This window comes from Mesorhizobium sp. M1088, from assembly GCF_040318575.1.
GTDB lineage: Bacteria > Pseudomonadota > Alphaproteobacteria > Rhizobiales > Rhizobiaceae > Mesorhizobium.
Genome location: NZ_JAMYMO010000024.1, coordinates 22294 through 39308 on the forward strand (window position 1 = coordinate 22294; position 17015 = coordinate 39308).

The following is a 17015-nucleotide window of genomic DNA, read 5'->3' on the forward strand; positions in this document are numbered from 1 at the left end:
GCTGGCTGACAGCATCGCTGGCGTTTCCGCGCCGTTTTGCAGCGCAGGCAATTTCCCTTGCAATTTCCCCTGGCAATGACCCGCGTCGCGGGTTTTCCAGCCGGCTCTCACCATCTGCAAAAATACTTTAGTCGTGACTTGACAATTTGTGTCATCGGCGAAATACTCAAGTCCATGCTTAAGTATTCCGAGATCGACAGCATCCTGCGGGCTCTTGCCGAGCCGACGCGCCGGGCAATCCTGGAAAGGCTGAGCCGCGGGCCGGCCACCGTCAGCCAGTTGGCGGAGCCGTTCGGCATGACCTTCGCCGCCGTACTCCAGCATCTCCAGGCGCTGGAAGCGTGCGGGCTGATCCGCAGCGAGAAGGTCGGACGCGTGCGCACCTGCCGGATCGAGCCCGGCGGGCTAGCCCCGCTCGCCGACTGGATCGCCGCCCGCCGTACACCGGCCGAACGCCAGCTCGACCGTCTCGGCCAGATCCTGGCGGAGACTGACCAACCGGACGCAACACCCCACGACCAGGAAAAGGACGAAAAGAAATGAACCAGATTGCCCCCGTGAACGACCAGTCCGTCATCCATTCAAGCTTCACGATCGAGCGGACCTACCCGCAATCGCGCGAACGCGTCTTCCTCGCCTTTGCCGACAAGGCGACGGTGCGGCGTTGGCGCGTCGAAGGCGACGGCTTCACCATCGCCGAATTCACCTTCGATTTCCGTGTCGGCGGCAGCGAGGTTTCGCGGTTCAGCTACCAGGGCGGCCCGGAGATCAGGCTCGATGCGCAGTTCCAGGACATCGTCCCTGACCGGCGCATCGTATTTTCCTACCGGATGGCGGTCGGGGCGCAGCCGCTGTCGGCGTCGCTCACCACGGTCGAGCTTGCACCTTCCGGCGAGGGCACCCGCCTGACCTATACCGAACAGGGTGCGTTCTTCGATGGCGTCGATTCAGCGCAAGGGCGCGAGGAGGGCACACGCGGGCTGCTGCAGGCGCTTGCCGCCGAGCTTCAGAAGGCGAAGTAGAGGTTCGTGGACGTACCGGGCGGCGTCAACAAGGCCGGCCCGGATTGCGAGGTGGCCTATTGCCCCTTGGTCGCGAGCCAGACGATGTGACGGGCGCCGCGCTTGCCGTGAGCCCGCACCTTGACCTCCTCGACCGTGAAGCCGCCCTGCTTGAGCCTTCGGGTGAAGCCTGCGTCAGGGCCCTGCGACCAGACCGCCAGCACACCGCCGGGCTTGAGAGCTGCTCTCGCGCTGATCAGGCCGGCTGCGCTGTAGAGCGCATCGTTGGCCTTGTAGACGATGCCTTCGGGGCCGTTGTCGACATCGAGCAGGATCGCGTCCCAGGTCGATGCTTGCGAACGGATGAGCTGACCGACATCGGTCTCACGAATGCTGACGCGCCGGTCATCAAGGCAGCCGCCGAACAGCTCGGCCATCGGGCCGCGCGCCCAAATCACGACTGCCGGCACCAGTTCGGCAACGGCGACCTGCGCACCGTCGCCGAGCTCGGCCAGCGCCGCGCGCAAGGTAAAGCCCATGCCGAGGCCGCCGATCAGGATGTTTGGGGTCCGGCGGCCGGCAATCCTTTGGCAGGACAGTTTCGCAAGCGCCTCTTCGGAACCGCTGAGCCGGCTGTTCATCAGCTCGTTCGCGCCAAGCATGATCGAGAATTCGCCGCCGCGCCGCTTCAGGCGGAGTTCCTGTCCGCCGTCAGGCGTTTTTGCCGAGTCCAGTTGAAGCCAGGGGATCATGCTCGATAGTCTTTGAGCATGATCTTGTCCGAAAACCGGTTCCCACTTTTCGGGATCATGCTTCTATGCCGCCAGTGCCGGCTGGCTCCAGCGGGCGGCAAGCAGCCGGTAGGGGATCAGCGCCACCACCGCTATGACCAGCTTGACGCCGAGATCGCCGAGCGCCCAGGAAATCCAGCGCATAGTCTCGACCGGCAGCACGCCCATCAGCGGCGCGGTTTCCAGCGCAAAGCCGTCGTTGGGCCCGGCGAAGGCGAACGCCGCCGCGAAGGCGACGGTGAAAAACACCACCGTATCGAAAACGGAGCCGACCAGCGTGCCGACGATCGGCGCGCGCCACCAGCTCTGCCGGCGCAGCCGGTTGAACACGGTGACGTCGAGCAACTGCGCGGTGAGGAAGGCGGCGCCCGAGGCAGCGGCAATGCGCACCAGCCGGTCGGCGGCGGTCTCGAATTCGATCAGGCCGTGGCGAAACAGCAGCGGTGGGATGACGATCGAGCAGATCACCGCTGTCATGAAGCCGACAAAGACGATCCTGCGCGCCACCGCCGGCCCATAGCGGCGGTTGGCGAGATCGGTGACCAGGAAGGAGAACGGATAGGTGAAGGCGCCCCAGGTCAGGATGTCGGCCAGCGACAGCCCGCCGATTGAACCTTGCATCGGGAACTGCACGAGGATGTTCGAGGCCACGACGACGAGCGCCATGGCCGCCACGAAGGGCAGGTACCGCGAGAGGAAAATCATTTTTTTATCCTGGGTAATGGAACCAGCGGAACGCGATCCGGAGTTCGGACCACGCCCTGGAAGGCGGCTGCCGCCGAAAAACTCAGGCGGCCGGCTGCTCGGCGATCTTCTTGGCGATCTGCTTCTTCAACAGGCGGGCGCGCTGCGACAATTCCTTGGCATCGGCCTTGGCCAGGAAGGCGTCGAGGCCGCCGCGATGCTCGACCGAACGCAATGCGTTGGCCGAAATGCGCAGGCGCACGTTCTGGTTCAGCGCTTCCGAGATCAGCGTCACATTGACGAGATTGGGCAGGAAGCGACGCTTGGTCTTGTTGTTGGCGTGGCTCACATTGTTGCCGGACATGACTGCCTTGGCAGTGAGTTCGCAGGTGCGGGACATGGTTCTAACCTTCGGTTCTCGGTCCTGGCCAAACATTCGACCCGCGCCGGGTGGCGCGCGGTTTCGGTCAGGCGGCCTCATGGAAAAAGTTGGCGTTCCATAGTTGCATTTCGCCGAGGCGTCAAGCTTGGGGTTGGTTAGTGCCAAGGGAATCAATCAAAAGATGACCGATGCCGGCGCTGCCCCTCATCCGCCTGCCGGCACCTTCCCCCGTATAGTGACGGGGAGAAGGGGCTGGGCCGCAGGCTCGGCGCTTTCTGCAACTCCGCAAATTGGCGAAACCGTTTGCAAGGCGACCTTCTCCCCGTCCCTATACGGGGAGAAGTGCCCGGCAGGGCGATGAGGGGCTGCGCAAACCTGTCGCGATTTTCCAGGTGGCCACATTTTGTTCTTGCTTTGTGCCGGCAGCTATGCTACTAATTTCGGTATGGTGCTAATTGGCTCCAACGACCCGCCCGCCGAGGCGGGTTTTTTATTTTGGCTGTCGACCAGCCCCAACGTTGCCTGCCGACGGCGCCTTTCACATTAAGGCCGGAATTCAGCCTATAAGCGATCGCACAGGGACATGCCAGACCGGAGCCGCCCCGTCCGGTCGACAATCAAGGACCCGCCATGCCTCGTTCTTTCCTCCATGCCCTGGTCGTGCTGATGGCCGTCGCGCTTTCGACGACGGTTTCGGCCGCTGAGCCGCAATCCTTCACGGGCGAGTATTCGGTGTCGTTCCTCGGCCTCTCCGTGGCCAAGGCGAAATTCTCCAGCCAGTACGAGGGTGACAGCTATTCGATCGAGGGCAGCGTTTCCGCCGCCGGGCTCGCCACTTTGTTCGACGATACGCGAGGCACGATCTCGTCGAAGGGCAAGATTTCGGGCAAGCAGTTGCAGCCGCAAGCGTTCCACGCCGACTACACGTCCGGCAAGAAGGCATCGATGATCGACATCCAGTTTGCCAACGGCGTCGTCACCTCGACCAAGGTCGTGCCTGAGCCGAAGAAGCGCAATCCCGAGAATTGGATACCGCTGGTCGGCAGCCATCTCGTATCGGTCCTCGATCCGATGGCCGCGACCGTCATCCATGCCGACAGCCTCGACCAGGTCTGCGGGCGCACGGTGAAGCTCTATGACGGCGAAATGCGTGCCGATCTGAAACTGACCTACGAGTCCAAAGGGTCGATCTCGGTGGCCGGCTACAAGGGCGATACGGTCACCTGCAGGCTGGGCTTCGAGCCGGTGGCCGGTTACCGCAAGAACCGCAAGGCGCTGAACTACCTGAAGAAACGCAGCCGCATCATGGTGACGTTTGCACCGGTCGGCCAAAGCGGCGTATATGCGCCGATCCGCGCCACGGTCAGCACGCAAATCGGCCCGTTGACGATCAGCGCGGAGCGGTTCGAAGCAAACGAATAGGCGTGATGGTGCGCCGCCAACGATGGGCAGGGGGCGACGGGTATGGCGCGCGCAACACTGATCGGCTTCTCCGCGGTCGCCATGTGGGCGCTGCTGGCGCTGCTTACGGATGCCTCGGGCGCCGTGCCGCCGTTCCTGCTTTCGGCAATCACCTTCACGATCGGCACTTGCGTCGGGCTGGTTGCCCGGCTGTTCATGCCGGCAGCCGACGGCGCCGCGAAGATACCGCGCCAGGTCTGGGTGATCGGCATTGCCGGCCTGTTCGGCTACCACTTCTTCTACTTCACCGCGCTGCGCAATGCGCCGGCCGTCGAGGCCAGCCTTATCGCCTATCTGTGGCCGCTGCTGATCGTGCTCGGGTCGGCGCTGATGCCGGGCGAGCGGCTGGCCTGGAACCACGTCGCCGGCGCGCTGCTCGGCCTTGCCGGCACGGTCCTGATCGTCACCAAGGGCGGCGGGCTTGCCTTCGATGCGCGTTATGCCTTCGGCTATGCCATGGCCGGCGTCTGCGCGGTGCTGTGGTCGTCCTATTCGCTGTTGTCGCGGCGCTTCCCGTCGGTGCCGACCAGCATCGTCACCTGGTTCTGCGCCGCCACCGCGGCGCTTTCGCTGGTCTGCCATCTGTTGCTGGAACAGACGGTGCTGCCCGCCGGCGCCGGCCAGTGGCTGGCCGTGCTCGGCCTCGGTCTGATGCCGGTGGGGGCGGCGTTCTATGCCTGGGACATCGGCGTCAAGCGCGGCAACATCCAGGTGCTGGGGGCGGCGAGCTATGCCGCGCCGCTGCTGTCCACCCTGGTGCTGATCGCCGCCGGCTTCGCCGAGCCGTCATGGCGCATCCTCGCCGCCTGCGTGCTGATCACCGGCGGCGCGGCACTGGCGGCGAAATCGCTGTTCCTGCGCAAGAGGGCTACGAGCGAGGCAAACGCATGATGCCGTTTCCCGGCGGCATCGATGCCAATGCCAATGCGACGCTGCTGTTTTCGCTGGCGGCGGCGGTGATTTACGCGTTCAGCCTCGGCATGCCGCCGCGTCTTTCGCGGTCGGCGGCAAGGACATTGGCGGTGGCGATGCTGGCGGTGCTGGTCGTGCAGCAGGGCGGCCCATGGCTGCTCGTCGCCGCGCTCGGCGCCAGTGCCGTCGGCGATGCCTTCCTGTCGCGCGACGGCGAGAAGGCATTTCTTGGCGGCACGGCCAGTTTTCTTGCCGCGCACGTACTTTACGTCGTGCTGTTCCTGCGTGCCGGCGGCGGCCTCGGGCTGCTTTCGGCCGAGCCGTGGCGGGCAGCGATCGTGCTGGCGATGATCGTGTCGGTGCTGGCCATGCTTTTCGCGCTCTGGCGCCGCATCGGCCCGGCCTTGCGTTTGCCGATTGGCATCCATGCCGCGGCGCTGCTTGGCATGGGCATTGCGGCGCTCACCCTGAACAGCGTCTGGGTCGTCGGCGGCGTCATCCTGCTCATGCTGTCCGACGGGCTGCACGCCGCGGAAAAGTTCCTGCTGCCCGCCATCTCGGCGCACCGCATTTGGGTGCGCCATGGGGTCTGGGCGCTGTATTACGTCGGCCAGCTGGCGATCACGCTGGGTTTGCTGCTGGGCTAGGTGCCTAGGGCGTTCCCGGCAGCCAGCCTGGTTCGGCGAGTTCGAAGGCGGAGAAATCGAAACCCGGCGCCACGGTGCAGCCGACCAGGGTCCATTCGCCGAGGCTGCGTGCCGACTGCCACCAGCCTGCCGGCACGACGATCTGCGGCCGCTCGCCCGCGGCAAGCGCCGTACCGAGGACCTCCTCGATGACGGGACCGCCTTCTCGGTGTATCGACAGCGCCAGCGGCGCACCGTCATAGAAATGCCAGACCTCGGCCGCGTCCTTGACCCGGTGCCAGGCCGACAATTGGTCCTTCTCGAGGAGGAAATAGATCGCCGTCGAATGCCCGCGCGTGCCTGCCGTGCCGTCGCGAAAGGTCTCGGCATACCAGCCGCCTTCCGGATGCGGCTTCAGGCCGAGCAGGGCGATGATTTCGGCGGAACTGGTCATGACCCTAGCTCCTGGCGCCGCTCAGAAATTGTCCTTGCGCTTGCGGATCTCGGCGAACACTTCGGCGTCGGAGGCCTTCTCCAGGCCGAGATGCCTGCGGATCGCCGGATCGTGCCAGCGCAGGAACGGATTGGTCGACAGTTCCTCGCCGATCGTCGTCGGCAGCGTCGGCTTGCCGTCGGCGCGCAGCGCCTCGACCTTGGCGGCACGCTCTTTCAGCGCCGAATTGGTCGGGTCGACGGTGAGCGCGAAACGGGCATTGGCCAGCGTATACTCATGGCCGCAATAGACGACCGTCTCGGCCGGCAGCGCCGCGAGCTTCTTCAGGGATTCGTACATCACCGGCGGCTTGCATTCGAGCAGCCGCCCACAGCCGAGCGCAAACAGCGTGTCGGCGGCGAATGCTACTTTCGACGCCGGCAGATGATAGGTGACATGGCCGGCGGTATGGCCGGGCGTGGCGATGACCTCGATCCGCTCGTCGCCGAGATGGACGACCGAGCCTTGCTCGACAGTTTCGTCGATGCCGGGAATCTTTGCCTTTTCGGCTTCCGGCCCGACAATGCGCAGCTTGAAACGCTCCTTCAGCGCCAGATTGGCCTCGACATGGTCGAGATGGTGGTGAGTGGTCAGGATCATCGTCGGGGTCCAGCCGGTGCGCTTGATCGCCGCCAGGATGGGCGCCTCCTCGGGCGCATCGATGAGCGCCGTCTGACCGCTTTTCGGGTCATGCACCAGCACGCCGAAATTGTCGCTGCGGCACATGAATTGTTCGATCTCGACCGGCATCGCATCTCTCCCTTTATTGCCGCAGACATAGGGCGCCCGCCAGCCGATGTCATCTGCCTTTGTTGAACTTGGACTGCTTCGAAGCTACCGTTCCGCGCATGCATTCAGACATTGTCGATCTCCGTTCGTTTTATTCAACCACGCTCGGCCGCCTGGCCGAACGCTCGATCACCATGGCGCTGTCCTCGATATGGGCCGTCGTGCCCAACGAGCGGCTGGTCGGCCTCGGCTACACCTTGCCGTGGCTGGAACGCTTCGGCAGCGATGCCGAGCGTGTCTTTGCCTTCATGCCGGCAACACAGGGCGCGGTGGTCTGGCCGGCGACCGGGCCGACGGCGACCGCGCTGGTCTTCGATGAGGAACTGCCGCTGGTCGATTCCTGCATCGACCGCATGCTGCTCGTCCATTCGCTCGAACATGTCGAGAACCCGCGCGAGACGCTGAACGAGATCTGGCGGGTGCTGTCGCCGGCCGGCCGTGTCGTCATCGTCGTGCCCAACCGGCGCGGTGTCTGGGCACGCTTCGAGCATACGCCTTTCGGCAATGGCCGACCGTTCTCGCGCGGCCAGCTGACCGAATTGCTGCGCGAAGCGAATTTCACGCCGGCGGCGTGGTCCGATGCGCTGTTCTTCCCGCCGTCGCCGCGACGTTTCATGATGCAGTTCCATAACGTGCTGGAACGCGCCGGCCGGCGCTTCTGGCCGATCTTTTCGGGCGTTATCGTCGTCGAGGCGCAGAAGCGGCTCTATCAAGGCGTGCCGGTTGCCCAGCGCGCGTCCCGCCGCGTCTTCGTGCCGGTTCTCTCGCCGCATGGCGCGCCGACGCTTGGCCGGCTGTCGCGGGCCGAACACCCGGCACCGCCAGGATGACGCGTTCGTGATCCGAGACGTGCTTTTTCACGCCTATCTGACGATATCAGGTTTGCTGTCCGATTGAAGGCCGTGCGGCCGATCCCTATGACCGGTTTGGCATTGCTCCGAATGCAAGGATTTAACCGATGGATGATCGTCCGGATGTCGAGGCCAGCGCCCAGAAGCTTGCCACGTCGATCGAAGCCAGCAGCCTGCGTGAGCAGCTGGCAACAATCAAGATAGCGCTGACCAGCTCGCCGGTGCGAAAACAATTGCTTTGGGCAGCGATCGGCATCGTCGCCGTCATCGTGGCGAGCTCGATCGGGCAGGTTCTGCTCAATCGCTGGAACCAGCCTTTCTACGACGCGCTGGCGCGGCGCGACATGCCGGCTTTCCTGCATCAGCTTCTGGTCTTTGCCGGCATCGCCGGCGGGCTTGTGGTGCTCAATGTCGGCCAGACCTGGCTCGACCAGATGCTCCGCCTGAAGCTGCGCGAGGCGCTGACGCTCGACCTGATCGACGAATGGATGCGGCCGGCGCGTGCCTTCCGGCTGACCCATGCCGGCGCCATCGGCGTCAATCCCGACCAGCGCCTGCAGCAGGATGCCGGGCATCTCTCCGATCTTTCCACCGGTCTTGGCATCGGCCTACTGCAGTCCTGCATCCTGCTTGCCTCGTTCGTTGGGGTCCTGTGGTCGCTGTCCTCCGGCTTCGTCTTCCACATAGGCGGCCATTCGCTGGCCATACCCGGCTACATGGTCTGGGCGGCGATCCTTTATGCCGGCACCGCCTCCTGGTTGAGCTGGCTGGTCGGGCGACCGTTGATCCGCTTCAACAACGATCGCTATACGCGTGAAGCGGAGCTGCGCTCCTCGGTGGTTCGCGTCAACGAGAATGTCGATGCCATCGCGCTGGCGCATGGCGAGGCCGATGCCAGGCGCCGGCTCGAATTCGATCTCGGCATGGTGCTGGGCGCCATGCGGCGCATCTACAGCGCCCAGATCAATCTTTCCTGGGTTACCGACACCTATGGCTGGATCACTGTCGTCGCGCCGATCCTGGTCGCCTCACCGGTCTATTTCGCCGGCGATATCAGCTTTGGCGGCTTGATGATGGCAGTCGGCGCTTTCAACCAGGTCCATTCGTCGCTGCGCTGGTTCATCAACAATATCGGCGGCATCGCCGATTGGCGCGCTACGCTGATGCGGGTCGCCGACTTCCGCATCGCGCTTGCCGACACCGACGCGCTGCACCATACGGAAAGGCGCATTTCGTTCGGCGAAAACCCGGACGGCAGCCTGACCTTCGAGAAACTCGAGGTCGCCTCGCCGGAGGGATGCACCAAGCTTGCCGAGGCGCATGTCGAAATCCGCGCCGGCGACCGGGTCATGATCACCGGAGATCCGGGCGCCGGCAAGACGCTGTTCTTCCGGGCCATTGCCGGTCTGTGGCCATGGGGCAGCGGACGGATCGGCATGCCGGCCGGAGAAGCGCCGATCTTTGTTCCGCGTACCCCCTATTTCCCGCTCGGCAAGCTGCGCGAGGTGCTCAACCATTCAGACGGCGCGGCGGAGGCGAGCGATGCCGAGATCTCGGAGGTGCTGGCCGATGTCGGGCTGCAACGCCTGTCGTCCTCGCTCGATCGCTCGGCGCGCTGGGAGCGTGAGCTCAGCGACGACGAGCAGCGTCTGCTGGCCTTTGCCAGGCTGGCCTTGCGACGGCCGAAATGGGTGATCATCGACGAGGCGCTGGACGCGTTCGACGGCCCAACGCTGAGGCAAGTGCTGTCGATGCTGGAGAAGCGCCTTCCCGACGCCGCGATCCTCAATATCGGCCGCGGCCAGCACAATGCCCGCTTTTTCCGGCGGGCGTTGACCATCGTCAAGGATGCCGGCCAACCGCCACTCAAGCCGGCCCGTATCAGGGCAGGTGCCATCGAACCGCCCCCGGCGATCGCCTCGACCGGCCGAAAGAAATAGAAGGCAAGCTTTATTTCGCCGCGATCGCGGCGAAAAACTGTCGCGATCGTTTCAGATGGGAACGTTCCGATCGGCCATGCTTGACGCACTCGCCCTGCTCGCCTGCCTTGCCTGCACCCCGGCGGCACCTGCGGCCGCGCCGGCCAATGCAATTGCCGTCGATGTCGAGTTGGTGCTGGCCGTCGACATCTCGCAGTCGATGGATGAAAGGGAGTTTGCCCTGCAGCGCGCCGGCTATGTCGCGGCGCTGCGCCACCCCGACTTCATCAACGCCGTGCGTGCCGGCACCTTCGGCCGCATCGCCATCGCCTATTTTGAATGGGCCGGCACCATCCGCGACGATGCGGTCATTGCCTGGCAGGTCGTCGACAGCAAGGAGAGCGCCAACGCTTTCGCCGACAAGATCGCGGCCCGCCCGTTCAGGAGCTTTCGCGGCACCTCGATTTCCGGTGCTGTGGCTTTCGGCGCCGAGCTTTTCGACGGCACGGCCTTCACCGGCAAACGCCGCGTCATCGACGTCTCGGGGGACGGCCCAAACAACACCGGCTTGCCGGTCACAACGGCACGCGATGCGGCACTGGCGAAGGGCATCGTCATCAACGGGCTGCCGATCCTGGTCAGCCCGTCACCCACCTTCAGCCATCTCGACCGGTATTATGCCGAATGCGTTACCGGCGGGCCGGGCTCGTTCGTGCTGCCGATCTATGCTGCTTCCGAATTCGCCACCGCCACTCGCCGCAAACTGATCCTCGAGGTCAGCGGCATCGAGTATCCCAAGGTGGATCCGAGGACGATCCGCATCGACGCACCGATCGACTGCCTGCAAGGTGAGCGCGACCGAAGGTTTTTCTCGGACCCCTATTTCCCGGAACTTGACCGATAAGGCTGGCCCAGGGGTAAGCTAGGCTGGTGGCAGGCCGAAGGCCGGGAACAGAGATGGCCCGAGCGGCCCTATGAAGATCGTCAAGGAAGCGATCCCGCCCTCGGCTGCGTCGAACACATGCAGGGAATGGGCCCGCCATTCAGGGCCGTCGTGGCTGCGGGAATAAACCCCGACCGCCGGCTGGGCATTGGCGCGGGTGGCCAGTGTGCGGAAGCCGCCAAACTTAGGCCAGACGGTCTCGAAGAAACCGCGGATCGCTTCGCGGCCTTGATACCATTCACGCCAAGGCGGCATGGTGTAGATGGCGTCCTCACGCAGCAGCTCGATCAAGCTGTCGAGATTGGCGGCCTGCCAGGCCTGCATGTAGCGTTCGAGCAGCAGGCCTTCTTCGGGGCTGGGCCGTGATCGGCTGGCCGGCCGTCCCTGAGGATAGCGCGCCGCCAGCGTTGCGCGGGCCCGTTGCAACGCGCTGTTGATCGAAGCCGTCGATCCGCCCAGCAAACGCGCCGTCTCGACAGCCGACCATCCGAGGACGTCGGCAAGCAGCAGCGCGGCGCGCTGCCTGGGCGGCAGATCCTGGATCGCCGCGACGAAGGCGAGCTGGACGGCCTCGCGGCTCTCGTAACGGGCTTCCGGACCTGGCTCGCTGCCGGCAATGTCTGGAAGCTCGGCGTCGGGGTAGGGCTCCAGCCAGGCGATGTCGGCTACCGGCCCGCCTATGGCCGCCCCGTGCGAGGGCGGCCGTCCGGGTTCCCGGAGAATGCGACGCGCCCTCGACCTCGCCTTGATGGCGTTGAGGCAAGCGTTGGTCGCGATCATGTAGAGCCAACCGCGAACCGAACCTCGCCCGTCGAACTCCGATCTTGCGCGCCAGGCGCGAAGCAACGTGTCCTGGACGAGGTCGTCGGCCTCGTGCAGCGAACCCATCATGCGATAACAATGCAGCTTGAGCTCGCGGCGATGCGCGGCCGTGACCTTCTCGAAGGCCAGCCGATCGAGGATCGGCTGGCGTGATGGTTGCAGAGGTGGTTGACCGTTTGTCATGTGGCTTCTGCGGTTACGAGCGAGCGTTGCATTACGCGCCCCTCAGGCGGCCGGGGCAAGCCCGCTACCGCTCACCATGAAGGAACTGCCTTGCGGCTGGCCGGTGGCGAGTGCGACCACCGCCCGTCCGACATCGGCCGGCGTTTGCATGTCGGTCATGGCGGCGATGAAGTCCGCCGGCTGGATGCCCATATAGGCCGCTATGCTGTCGACGCCGGCTTTGCCCACGCCGGTTTCCGGCATGATGCGCATCGGCGCGAGCGCCATGAAGCGCAGGCCGAGGCCAAGCCGGTCGGCCTCCTTCTGGCTATGACCGGCCAGGAACATCTGCATGCGTTTTGCGCCAGCATAGCCGCCGGCGTTCGGTGGTCCGCCGGTCAAGGCCGCGCCGCTGGAGATCAGAACGATCCGGGTCCCCGGCTTGAGCGGACGCCGCAGAGCGGCCCGGCAAAACAGGAACGACGCCTTGACGTCCGTGTCCCAATTTGCCGAGAACGCCTTCCAGTTCTGTTCATGCACCGGCGCAGAAGGCGCCAGCGCACCTGCGCAGATCACCAGGATGTCCGGCTCAAGCGCGGCGAAGACCTTATCCGGGGCGGAGTCCATCGTAGCATCGGCCGCGAGCGTCTTCACGCCCGAGACCTCCCAGGCAAATTGCGCCAGGGCCTGTTTTCCGCGGGCGACGGCCAGCACCGTCGCTTTCTCCTTGAGAGCGGCCTCCGCGATGGAGCGGCCGACACCACGGCTGCCTCCGACGACGACGACATTCTGATTTTGCAACGATCCCATGTATCACCTCTCTATTCCCGGCCGCCGGACCATCCAGGCGCGCTCATCGATAAGGACAGCGCAGGTGGGTGGAAATCATCGGTGCCAGGCGGAAATATCTTTCCGCTGACGGCAGCGGCGCGTCGGTTTTGTATTCAGTGTCATTACCTCGGGGGTAATCGACCTGTGCGCGACGTCTCGGCAAACTGCTCCCATCAAGCCGGTTGTCCGGCCTTCGACCACAAGGAGTTACGCCATGACCGCCTACGCCGTCGCCCATATGCGCCAGGTCACGCCGGGACCGCAGATCGTCGAGTACCTGCACAAGATCGATGCCACGCTGGAACCGTTTGGCGGCCGCTTCGTGGTGCACGGAGGCGAGGTGGAAGTCGTTGAAAACACCTGGCCGGGCTATCTCATAGTCATCGAGTTTCCCAACCGGCAGCAGGCACGTGCATGGTACGACTCGCCCGCCTATCAGGAGATATTGCCGCTGCGTACCGGCAATTCCCGGTCCGACGTGGTCTTCGTTGATGGCGTCCAGCACCCGCACAAGGCCACGGACGTGCTTGAATAGAGGGAATGATCGGGTACAACCGGCGTCTATGGTGCCGCCATCTATCTGGCGGCACCGAATTTGGATCGCGTCTGCATCGGCAGCTTCACCGCCCCTGCAGCACCTTGATCGCGTTGGACATGTCGCCATGCGACAATGCAGCCAGGTAATCCGAGTAGTTGATCCTGCCGTTCGCGAAGCCGTTCATCAATCGCGTGCAGAACGTGTGTTCCAATCCGGCATCCGGGACGTTCATGAGCGCGGCGAGGTTTGCCCTTTCAACCTTGCCGAACCGCATCTTGAATTTGGTCATGCACCGCTGGATCGCCTGCCGTTTCAGCGCCGGGCTGCCGCTCAACGCGACTTGTCCATTCTGGAAATCGGTCTTCGACGTCGTGCATCCGGAAATCAAAGTGGCCGACATCAAAGCTGTTGCTAATACTAACGTCTTCATTGCTTCCCCCAAACCAACCCGTTTGAGACCTGTTAAAGCAACAAAGAATGCCGGGCAACTTCATTGGATTGAAAATTGAAAATATGGTTTCTTGCGCAGGTCTGAGGTTCGTTGCTTCTGCCTGTCAAACCTATCGTTTCAGCAGGAATACCGCTTGCTGGCCGAAAAAGTTCCAGAACCACCAAGGCATGGAGAAGCCGATCCGCTGGCCGTTGGCGTCGAGCGCGGTTGCCTTTTCCACCGTCGCGCCAAGCTCGTCGCACAGATTGACGAAGTCGCGAATGGTGCAGAAATGGATGTTGGGCGTGTCGTACCAGGAATAGGGCAGGTCCTTGGTCACCGGCATGCGGCCGTTGAAGAGCAGCGAAAGGCGCACCCGCCAGTGGCCGAAATTCGGGAATGAGACGATGGCGCGGTTGCCGATCCGGAGCAGTTCGTCGAGCACCAGCTTCGGATTGCGGGTCGCCTGCAAGGTCTGCGACAGAACGACGAAGTCGAAACCCTTGTCGGGATAGAATTGGAGATCCTTGTCAGCATCGCCTTGAATAACCGACAGGCCGCGCGCCACGCATTCGTTGACGCCGCGCTGCGACAGTTCCAGCCCGCGGCCATCGACCTTCTTGGTCTCCTGCAGCAATTCGAGCAGCAGGCCGTCGCCGGAACCGACGTCCAGCACCCGCGACTGCGGCGGGATGAGATCGGCGACGACTTCGAGGTCGACGCGCTGGGCGCGGTTGACGCTCATGCCTTCGGCTCCTGCCTGGCGCATGATCCTGATCCGAACGGTCCGCAACTTTTCGGGGTCATGCGCCGAGCCCTCTCGCCCGCGCGGCCGAGGCGATGAAGCCCTTGATGGCGGCGAACAGTTCCGGTTCGTCGAGCAGGAAGGCGTCGTGGCCGCGGTCGGTCTCGATCTCGACGAACGATACCGAGGCGCCGGCTGCGTTCAGCGCGTGCACGACCGAGCGGCTCTCTTCGGTCGGGAACAGCCAGTCGCTGGTGAACGAAACCAGGCAGAAGCGCGTCTTGGTGCCGGCGAAGGCATCGGCCAACCGGCCGCCATGGTCGGCGGCGAGATCGAAATAATCCATCGCCCGCGTCATGTAGAGATAGGAGTTGGCATCGAAGCGATCGACGAAGGTCATGCCCTGATGGCGCAGATAGCTCTCGATCTGGAAGTCGGCATCGAAGCCGAAGGTAAGCGCTTCGCGGTCCTGCAGGTTGCGGCCGAACTTGCGGTGCAGCGCTGCTTCCGACAGATAGGTGATGTGGGCGGCCATGCGCGCCACCGCCAGCCCTTTTTCCGGCCGCTTGCCATGCTCGAAATATTTGCCGCCGTGCCAGTCCGGGTCGGCCATCACCGCCTGCCTGCCGACCTCGTGGAAAGCGATGTTCTGCGAGGAATGGCGGGCGCCGGTGGCGATCGGCAGCGCCGAGAAGACGCGCTCGGGATAGCTCGAGGCCCATTGCAGCACCTGCATGCCGCCCATCGAGCCGCCCAGCACGCTGAACAGCTGTTCGATGCCGAAATGCTCGACCAGCATCAACTGCGCCCGCACCATGTCGCGGATGGTGATGATCGGCAGGTCGAGCCCGTAGGGCTTGGCGGTGGCGGGATTGGTCGAGGCGGGGCCGGTGGAGCCGAGACAGCCGCCGATGACGTTTGACGAGATGACGAAGAAACGGTCGGTATCGATGATCTTGCCGGGACCGATCAGCACTTCCCACCAGCCCGGCTTGCCGGTCACCGGATTGGTGTTGGCGACGTGCTGGTCGCCGGTCAGCGCATGGCAGACGAGGATGGCGTTGGAGCGCGCGTCGTTGAGCGTGCCATAGGTCTGGTAGGCGATCTGGAACGGCGACAGCAGCGTGCCGGCGTCGAGCTTGAGCGGCTTGTCGGCGCCGAAACGCAACACCGGGCTCGACGGCTGGTCGGCCTCGTTGTTGGTTTTTCGAGCGCGCAAAGCGACCATCACATCTCCTTGCCCGGCCTTCAGTTGTCCACCGGTCTGGGCAACAAAAAACCGGCCATGCCTTCGCAAAGCCGGTTACAAGATGCAAACGGCCCTTTAGCAAGTTGTTTAACGTGGCTGCAAGCCGACCGGCCAAATCACCACGGAACTGTAGCCGTTCTTCTATGACTCGCGCATGGCTTCGTCAACGGCAAGTTCTTGATCCCGAATTGCCGGCCCTCGACATTCCGGGCCACGGCTTGTATTTCCGCTGCGGCTTCCGGATGGAGGCACTCTCGACGGATTTCATGAAATGAGCCAGACACCGGATCAGACACGTCCAAGGCCCCGCGCCGGCATCATGGACATCGAAGCCTATGTGCCCGGCAAGAGCGCGGCGCCTGAAGGTGTCGCCAAGGTCCATAAATTGTCGGCGAACGAGAACCCGCTCGGTCCTTCGCCAAAGGCGATAGAGGCCGCGCGCGCGGTCGCCGACAAGCTCGCGGTCTATCCCGACGGCAGCGCCAGGCGCCTGAGGGAAGCGATCGCCGAGGTGCACGGGCTCAACCCGGCGAACATCGTCTGCTCCAACGGCTCCGACGAGATTCTGGGCCTGCTGGCGCAGACCTACCTCGCACCCGGCGACGAAGCCATCATCACCGAACACGGCTTCATGGTCTACAAGATCTACATACAGTCGGCCGGTGCCGTCCCGGTAACGGTCAAGGAGACCGATGAACGCGCCGACATCGATGCGATCCTCGCCGCGGTGACGCCGGCTACCCGGATCATCTTCCTTGCCAATCCAAACAATCCAACCGGCACCTACGTGCCGTTCCAGGAGGTGCGCCGCCTGCATGCCGGCCTGCCGCGAAACGTGCTTCTGGTGCTGGATGCAGCTTACGCCGAATATGTCCGGCGCAACGATTATGAAGCCGGCGTCGAGTTGGTGGGCAGCGCGGAAAACGTGGTCATGACCCGCACTTTCTCCAAATTGGGCCTGGGCGGGGCGCGGATCGGCTGGATGTATGCGCCAATGCACGTCATCGACGCGATCAACCGCGTGCGGGGACCCTTCAACGTCAATGCGACGGCAATCGAGGCCGGCATCGCGGCGATCCGCGACCGTGCCCACATCGAACGCAGCGTCGCGCACAACGAGACCTGGCTGGCCTGGCTGAGCGAGCAATTAAGCGGGCTCGGGCTGCGGGTGACGCCGAGCGTCGGCAATTTCATCCTCATCCACTTTCCCGAGGACAAAAAGCATTCGGCGGCGGCCGCCGACGACTACCTCAGTGCGCGCGGCTACATATTGCGGCGCGTTTCCGGGTACGGTTTTCCCAACGCGCTGCGCATGAGCATCGGCACCGAAGAGGCCAATCGCGGCGTTGTCGCAGCACTCGCGACATTCCTGAAAAGCTAGAACAC

Annotated in this window: 21 protein-coding genes and 1 riboswitch; of the genes, 11 read left to right on the plus strand and 10 right to left on the minus strand. The window is 64.0% G+C overall.

Features of this window, described 5'->3' with window-relative positions:
* Positions 1-174 precede the first annotated feature (174 nt).
* On the plus strand, positions 175-543 hold the full coding sequence (locus NKH49_RS23025) for an ArsR/SmtB family transcription factor (protein ID WP_352540338.1): 369 nt from the start codon (positions 175-177) through the stop codon (positions 541-543).
* Positions 540-1022 (plus strand): SRPBCC family protein, encoded by a 483-nt coding sequence (locus tag NKH49_RS23030; RefSeq protein WP_352505072.1) that lies wholly within the window; start codon positions 540-542, stop codon positions 1020-1022. Before NKH49_RS23025 ends, NKH49_RS23030 begins: the two co-directional genes overlap by 4 nt.
* A 56-nt stretch (positions 1023-1078) precedes the next feature.
* On the opposite strand, the gene NKH49_RS23035 is transcribed toward NKH49_RS23030, so the two are convergent.
* The 3 genes from NKH49_RS23035 to rpmB all read right to left on the minus strand — a co-directional run bounded on the left by NKH49_RS23035 (position 1079) and on the right by rpmB (position 2876).
* Positions 1079-1753, minus strand: a complete 675-nt coding sequence (locus tag NKH49_RS23035) for a spermidine synthase (RefSeq protein ID WP_352616083.1) — start codon at positions 1751-1753, stop codon at positions 1079-1081.
* A gap of 63 nt (positions 1754-1816) precedes the next feature.
* A complete protein-coding gene (locus tag NKH49_RS23040) occupies positions 1817-2497 on the minus strand; it encodes a queuosine precursor transporter (RefSeq protein WP_352505074.1) in 681 nt (226 codons plus the stop codon).
* A gap of 82 nt (positions 2498-2579) precedes the next feature.
* Complete coding sequence (gene rpmB / locus NKH49_RS23045; protein ID WP_352505075.1) at positions 2580-2876, minus strand: 50S ribosomal protein L28; 297 nt, start codon at positions 2874-2876, stop codon at positions 2580-2582.
* A gap of 612 nt (positions 2877-3488) precedes the next feature.
* Between rpmB and NKH49_RS23050 the strand changes: the two genes are divergently transcribed.
* Genes NKH49_RS23050 through NKH49_RS23060 form a run of 3 tightly spaced genes read left to right on the plus strand, consistent with a single transcriptional unit; the run spans position 3489 to position 5878 of the window.
* On the plus strand, positions 3489-4280 hold the full coding sequence (locus NKH49_RS23050) for a DUF3108 domain-containing protein (RefSeq protein WP_352616079.1): 792 nt from the start codon (positions 3489-3491) through the stop codon (positions 4278-4280).
* Between the two features lie 42 nt (positions 4281-4322).
* A complete protein-coding gene (gene yddG / locus NKH49_RS23055; protein WP_352616076.1) occupies positions 4323-5210 on the plus strand; it encodes an aromatic amino acid exporter YddG in 888 nt (295 codons plus the stop codon).
* A complete protein-coding gene (locus tag NKH49_RS23060) occupies positions 5207-5878 on the plus strand; it encodes a lysoplasmalogenase family protein (protein ID WP_352616074.1) in 672 nt (223 codons plus the stop codon). Before yddG ends, NKH49_RS23060 begins: the two co-directional genes overlap by 4 nt.
* Before the next feature lie 4 nt (positions 5879-5882).
* On the opposite strand, the gene NKH49_RS23065 is transcribed toward NKH49_RS23060, so the two are convergent.
* Both NKH49_RS23065 and gloB read right to left on the minus strand, forming a co-directional pair.
* The gene (locus tag NKH49_RS23065; protein WP_352616071.1) at positions 5883-6311 is read right to left on the minus strand and encodes a cupin domain-containing protein; all 429 of its coding nucleotides are present in this window, start codon (positions 6309-6311) and stop codon (positions 5883-5885) included.
* A 21-nt stretch (positions 6312-6332) separates the two neighbouring features.
* A complete protein-coding gene (gene gloB, locus NKH49_RS23070; RefSeq protein WP_352471442.1) occupies positions 6333-7100 on the minus strand; it encodes a hydroxyacylglutathione hydrolase in 768 nt (255 codons plus the stop codon).
* A 98-nt stretch (positions 7101-7198) separates the two neighbouring features.
* Between gloB and NKH49_RS23075 the strand changes: the two genes are divergently transcribed.
* The 3 genes from NKH49_RS23075 to NKH49_RS23085 all read left to right on the plus strand — a co-directional run bounded on the left by NKH49_RS23075 (position 7199) and on the right by NKH49_RS23085 (position 10813).
* Positions 7199-7969, plus strand: a complete 771-nt coding sequence (locus tag NKH49_RS23075; RefSeq protein WP_352451212.1) for a class I SAM-dependent methyltransferase — start codon at positions 7199-7201, stop codon at positions 7967-7969.
* Positions 7970-8097: 128 nt separating this feature from the next.
* Complete coding sequence (locus NKH49_RS23080) at positions 8098-9930, plus strand: ABC transporter ATP-binding protein/permease (RefSeq protein ID WP_352616067.1); 1833 nt, start codon at positions 8098-8100, stop codon at positions 9928-9930.
* Positions 9931-10006: 76 nt separating this feature from the next.
* Positions 10007-10813, plus strand: a complete 807-nt coding sequence (locus tag NKH49_RS23085) for a DUF1194 domain-containing protein (RefSeq protein WP_352616064.1) — start codon at positions 10007-10009, stop codon at positions 10811-10813.
* An 18-nt stretch (positions 10814-10831) separates the two neighbouring features.
* On the opposite strand, the gene NKH49_RS23090 is transcribed toward NKH49_RS23085, so the two are convergent.
* A complete protein-coding gene (locus NKH49_RS23090) occupies positions 10832-11857 on the minus strand; it encodes an RNA polymerase subunit sigma-70 (RefSeq protein ID WP_352616061.1) in 1026 nt (341 codons plus the stop codon).
* Between the two features lie 42 nt (positions 11858-11899).
* Positions 11900-12646 (minus strand): SDR family NAD(P)-dependent oxidoreductase, encoded by a 747-nt coding sequence (locus NKH49_RS23095; protein ID WP_352616058.1) that lies wholly within the window; start codon positions 12644-12646, stop codon positions 11900-11902.
* 235 nt (positions 12647-12881) lie between these two features.
* Here NKH49_RS23095 and NKH49_RS23100 point away from each other — a divergent pair, with 235 nt between their 5' ends.
* Positions 12882-13202 (plus strand): DUF1330 domain-containing protein, encoded by a 321-nt coding sequence (locus NKH49_RS23100; RefSeq protein ID WP_352540204.1) that lies wholly within the window; start codon positions 12882-12884, stop codon positions 13200-13202.
* A gap of 85 nt (positions 13203-13287) precedes the next feature.
* Here the strand turns inward: NKH49_RS23100 and NKH49_RS23105 are convergent, their stop codons facing one another.
* Positions 13288-13494 (minus strand): hypothetical protein, encoded by a 207-nt coding sequence (locus NKH49_RS23105; RefSeq protein ID WP_352483502.1) that lies wholly within the window; start codon positions 13492-13494, stop codon positions 13288-13290.
* On the opposite strand from NKH49_RS23105, the gene NKH49_RS23110 reads away from it, so the two are divergent.
* Positions 13493-13714, plus strand: a complete 222-nt coding sequence (locus NKH49_RS23110) for a hypothetical protein (RefSeq protein WP_352616055.1) — start codon at positions 13493-13495, stop codon at positions 13712-13714. The two genes, NKH49_RS23105 and NKH49_RS23110, sit on opposite strands and share 2 nt — an antisense overlap.
* 51 nt (positions 13715-13765) lie before the next feature.
* Here the strand turns inward: NKH49_RS23110 and metW are convergent, their stop codons facing one another.
* Positions 13766-14380, minus strand: a complete 615-nt coding sequence (metW, locus tag NKH49_RS23115) for a methionine biosynthesis protein MetW (RefSeq protein ID WP_352471435.1) — start codon at positions 14378-14380, stop codon at positions 13766-13768.
* Between the two features lie 58 nt (positions 14381-14438).
* Positions 14439-15608 (minus strand): homoserine O-acetyltransferase MetX, encoded by a 1170-nt coding sequence (metX, locus tag NKH49_RS23120; RefSeq protein ID WP_292661143.1) that lies wholly within the window; start codon positions 15606-15608, stop codon positions 14439-14441.
* Positions 15609-15684: 76 nt separating this feature from the next.
* Positions 15685-15762: riboswitch (SAM riboswitch) on the minus strand.
* Between the two features lie 138 nt (positions 15763-15900).
* Here metX and hisC point away from each other — a divergent pair.
* Entirely contained in the window at positions 15901-17010 is a 1110-nt protein-coding gene (hisC, locus tag NKH49_RS23125; protein WP_352570573.1) for a histidinol-phosphate transaminase, read from the plus strand.
* Positions 17011-17015: the final 5 nt, after the last annotated feature.

Bases quoted from the DNA above. Each gene is read 5' to 3' on its own strand.
- NKH49_RS23025 (WP_352540338.1), top strand. From the start codon at position 175: ATGCTTAAGTATTCCGAGATCGACAGCATCCTGCGGGCTCTTGCCGAG.
- NKH49_RS23030 (WP_352505072.1), top strand. From the start codon at position 540: ATGAACCAGATTGCCCCCGTGAACGACCAGTCCGTCATCCATTCAAGC.
- NKH49_RS23035 (WP_352616083.1), bottom strand. From the start codon at position 1,753: ATGATCCCCTGGCTTCAACTGGACTCGGCAAAAACGCCTGACGGCGGA.
- NKH49_RS23040 (WP_352505074.1), bottom strand. From the start codon at position 2,497: ATGATTTTCCTCTCGCGGTACCTGCCCTTCGTGGCGGCCATGGCGCTC.
- rpmB (WP_352505075.1), bottom strand. From the start codon at position 2,876: ATGTCCCGCACCTGCGAACTCACTGCCAAGGCAGTCATGTCCGGCAAC.
- NKH49_RS23050 (WP_352616079.1), top strand. From the start codon at position 3,489: ATGCCTCGTTCTTTCCTCCATGCCCTGGTCGTGCTGATGGCCGTCGCG.
- yddG (WP_352616076.1), top strand. From the start codon at position 4,323: ATGGCGCGCGCAACACTGATCGGCTTCTCCGCGGTCGCCATGTGGGCG.
- NKH49_RS23060 (WP_352616074.1), top strand. From the start codon at position 5,207: ATGATGCCGTTTCCCGGCGGCATCGATGCCAATGCCAATGCGACGCTG.
- NKH49_RS23065 (WP_352616071.1), bottom strand. From the start codon at position 6,311: ATGACCAGTTCCGCCGAAATCATCGCCCTGCTCGGCCTGAAGCCGCAT.
- gloB (WP_352471442.1), bottom strand. From the start codon at position 7,100: ATGCCGGTCGAGATCGAACAATTCATGTGCCGCAGCGACAATTTCGGC.
- NKH49_RS23075 (WP_352451212.1), top strand. From the start codon at position 7,199: ATGCATTCAGACATTGTCGATCTCCGTTCGTTTTATTCAACCACGCTC.
- NKH49_RS23080 (WP_352616067.1), top strand. From the start codon at position 8,098: ATGGATGATCGTCCGGATGTCGAGGCCAGCGCCCAGAAGCTTGCCACG.
- NKH49_RS23085 (WP_352616064.1), top strand. From the start codon at position 10,007: ATGCTTGACGCACTCGCCCTGCTCGCCTGCCTTGCCTGCACCCCGGCG.
- NKH49_RS23090 (WP_352616061.1), bottom strand. From the start codon at position 11,857: ATGACAAACGGTCAACCACCTCTGCAACCATCACGCCAGCCGATCCTC.
- NKH49_RS23095 (WP_352616058.1), bottom strand. From the start codon at position 12,646: ATGGGATCGTTGCAAAATCAGAATGTCGTCGTCGTCGGAGGCAGCCGT.
- NKH49_RS23100 (WP_352540204.1), top strand. From the start codon at position 12,882: ATGACCGCCTACGCCGTCGCCCATATGCGCCAGGTCACGCCGGGACCG.
- NKH49_RS23110 (WP_352616055.1), top strand. From the start codon at position 13,493: ATGCACCGCTGGATCGCCTGCCGTTTCAGCGCCGGGCTGCCGCTCAAC.
- NKH49_RS23105 (WP_352483502.1), bottom strand. From the start codon at position 13,494: ATGACCAAATTCAAGATGCGGTTCGGCAAGGTTGAAAGGGCAAACCTC.
- metW (WP_352471435.1), bottom strand. From the start codon at position 14,380: ATGAGCGTCAACCGCGCCCAGCGCGTCGACCTCGAAGTCGTCGCCGAT.
- metX (WP_292661143.1), bottom strand. From the start codon at position 15,608: ATGGTCGCTTTGCGCGCTCGAAAAACCAACAACGAGGCCGACCAGCCG.
- hisC (WP_352570573.1), top strand. From the start codon at position 15,901: ATGAGCCAGACACCGGATCAGACACGTCCAAGGCCCCGCGCCGGCATC.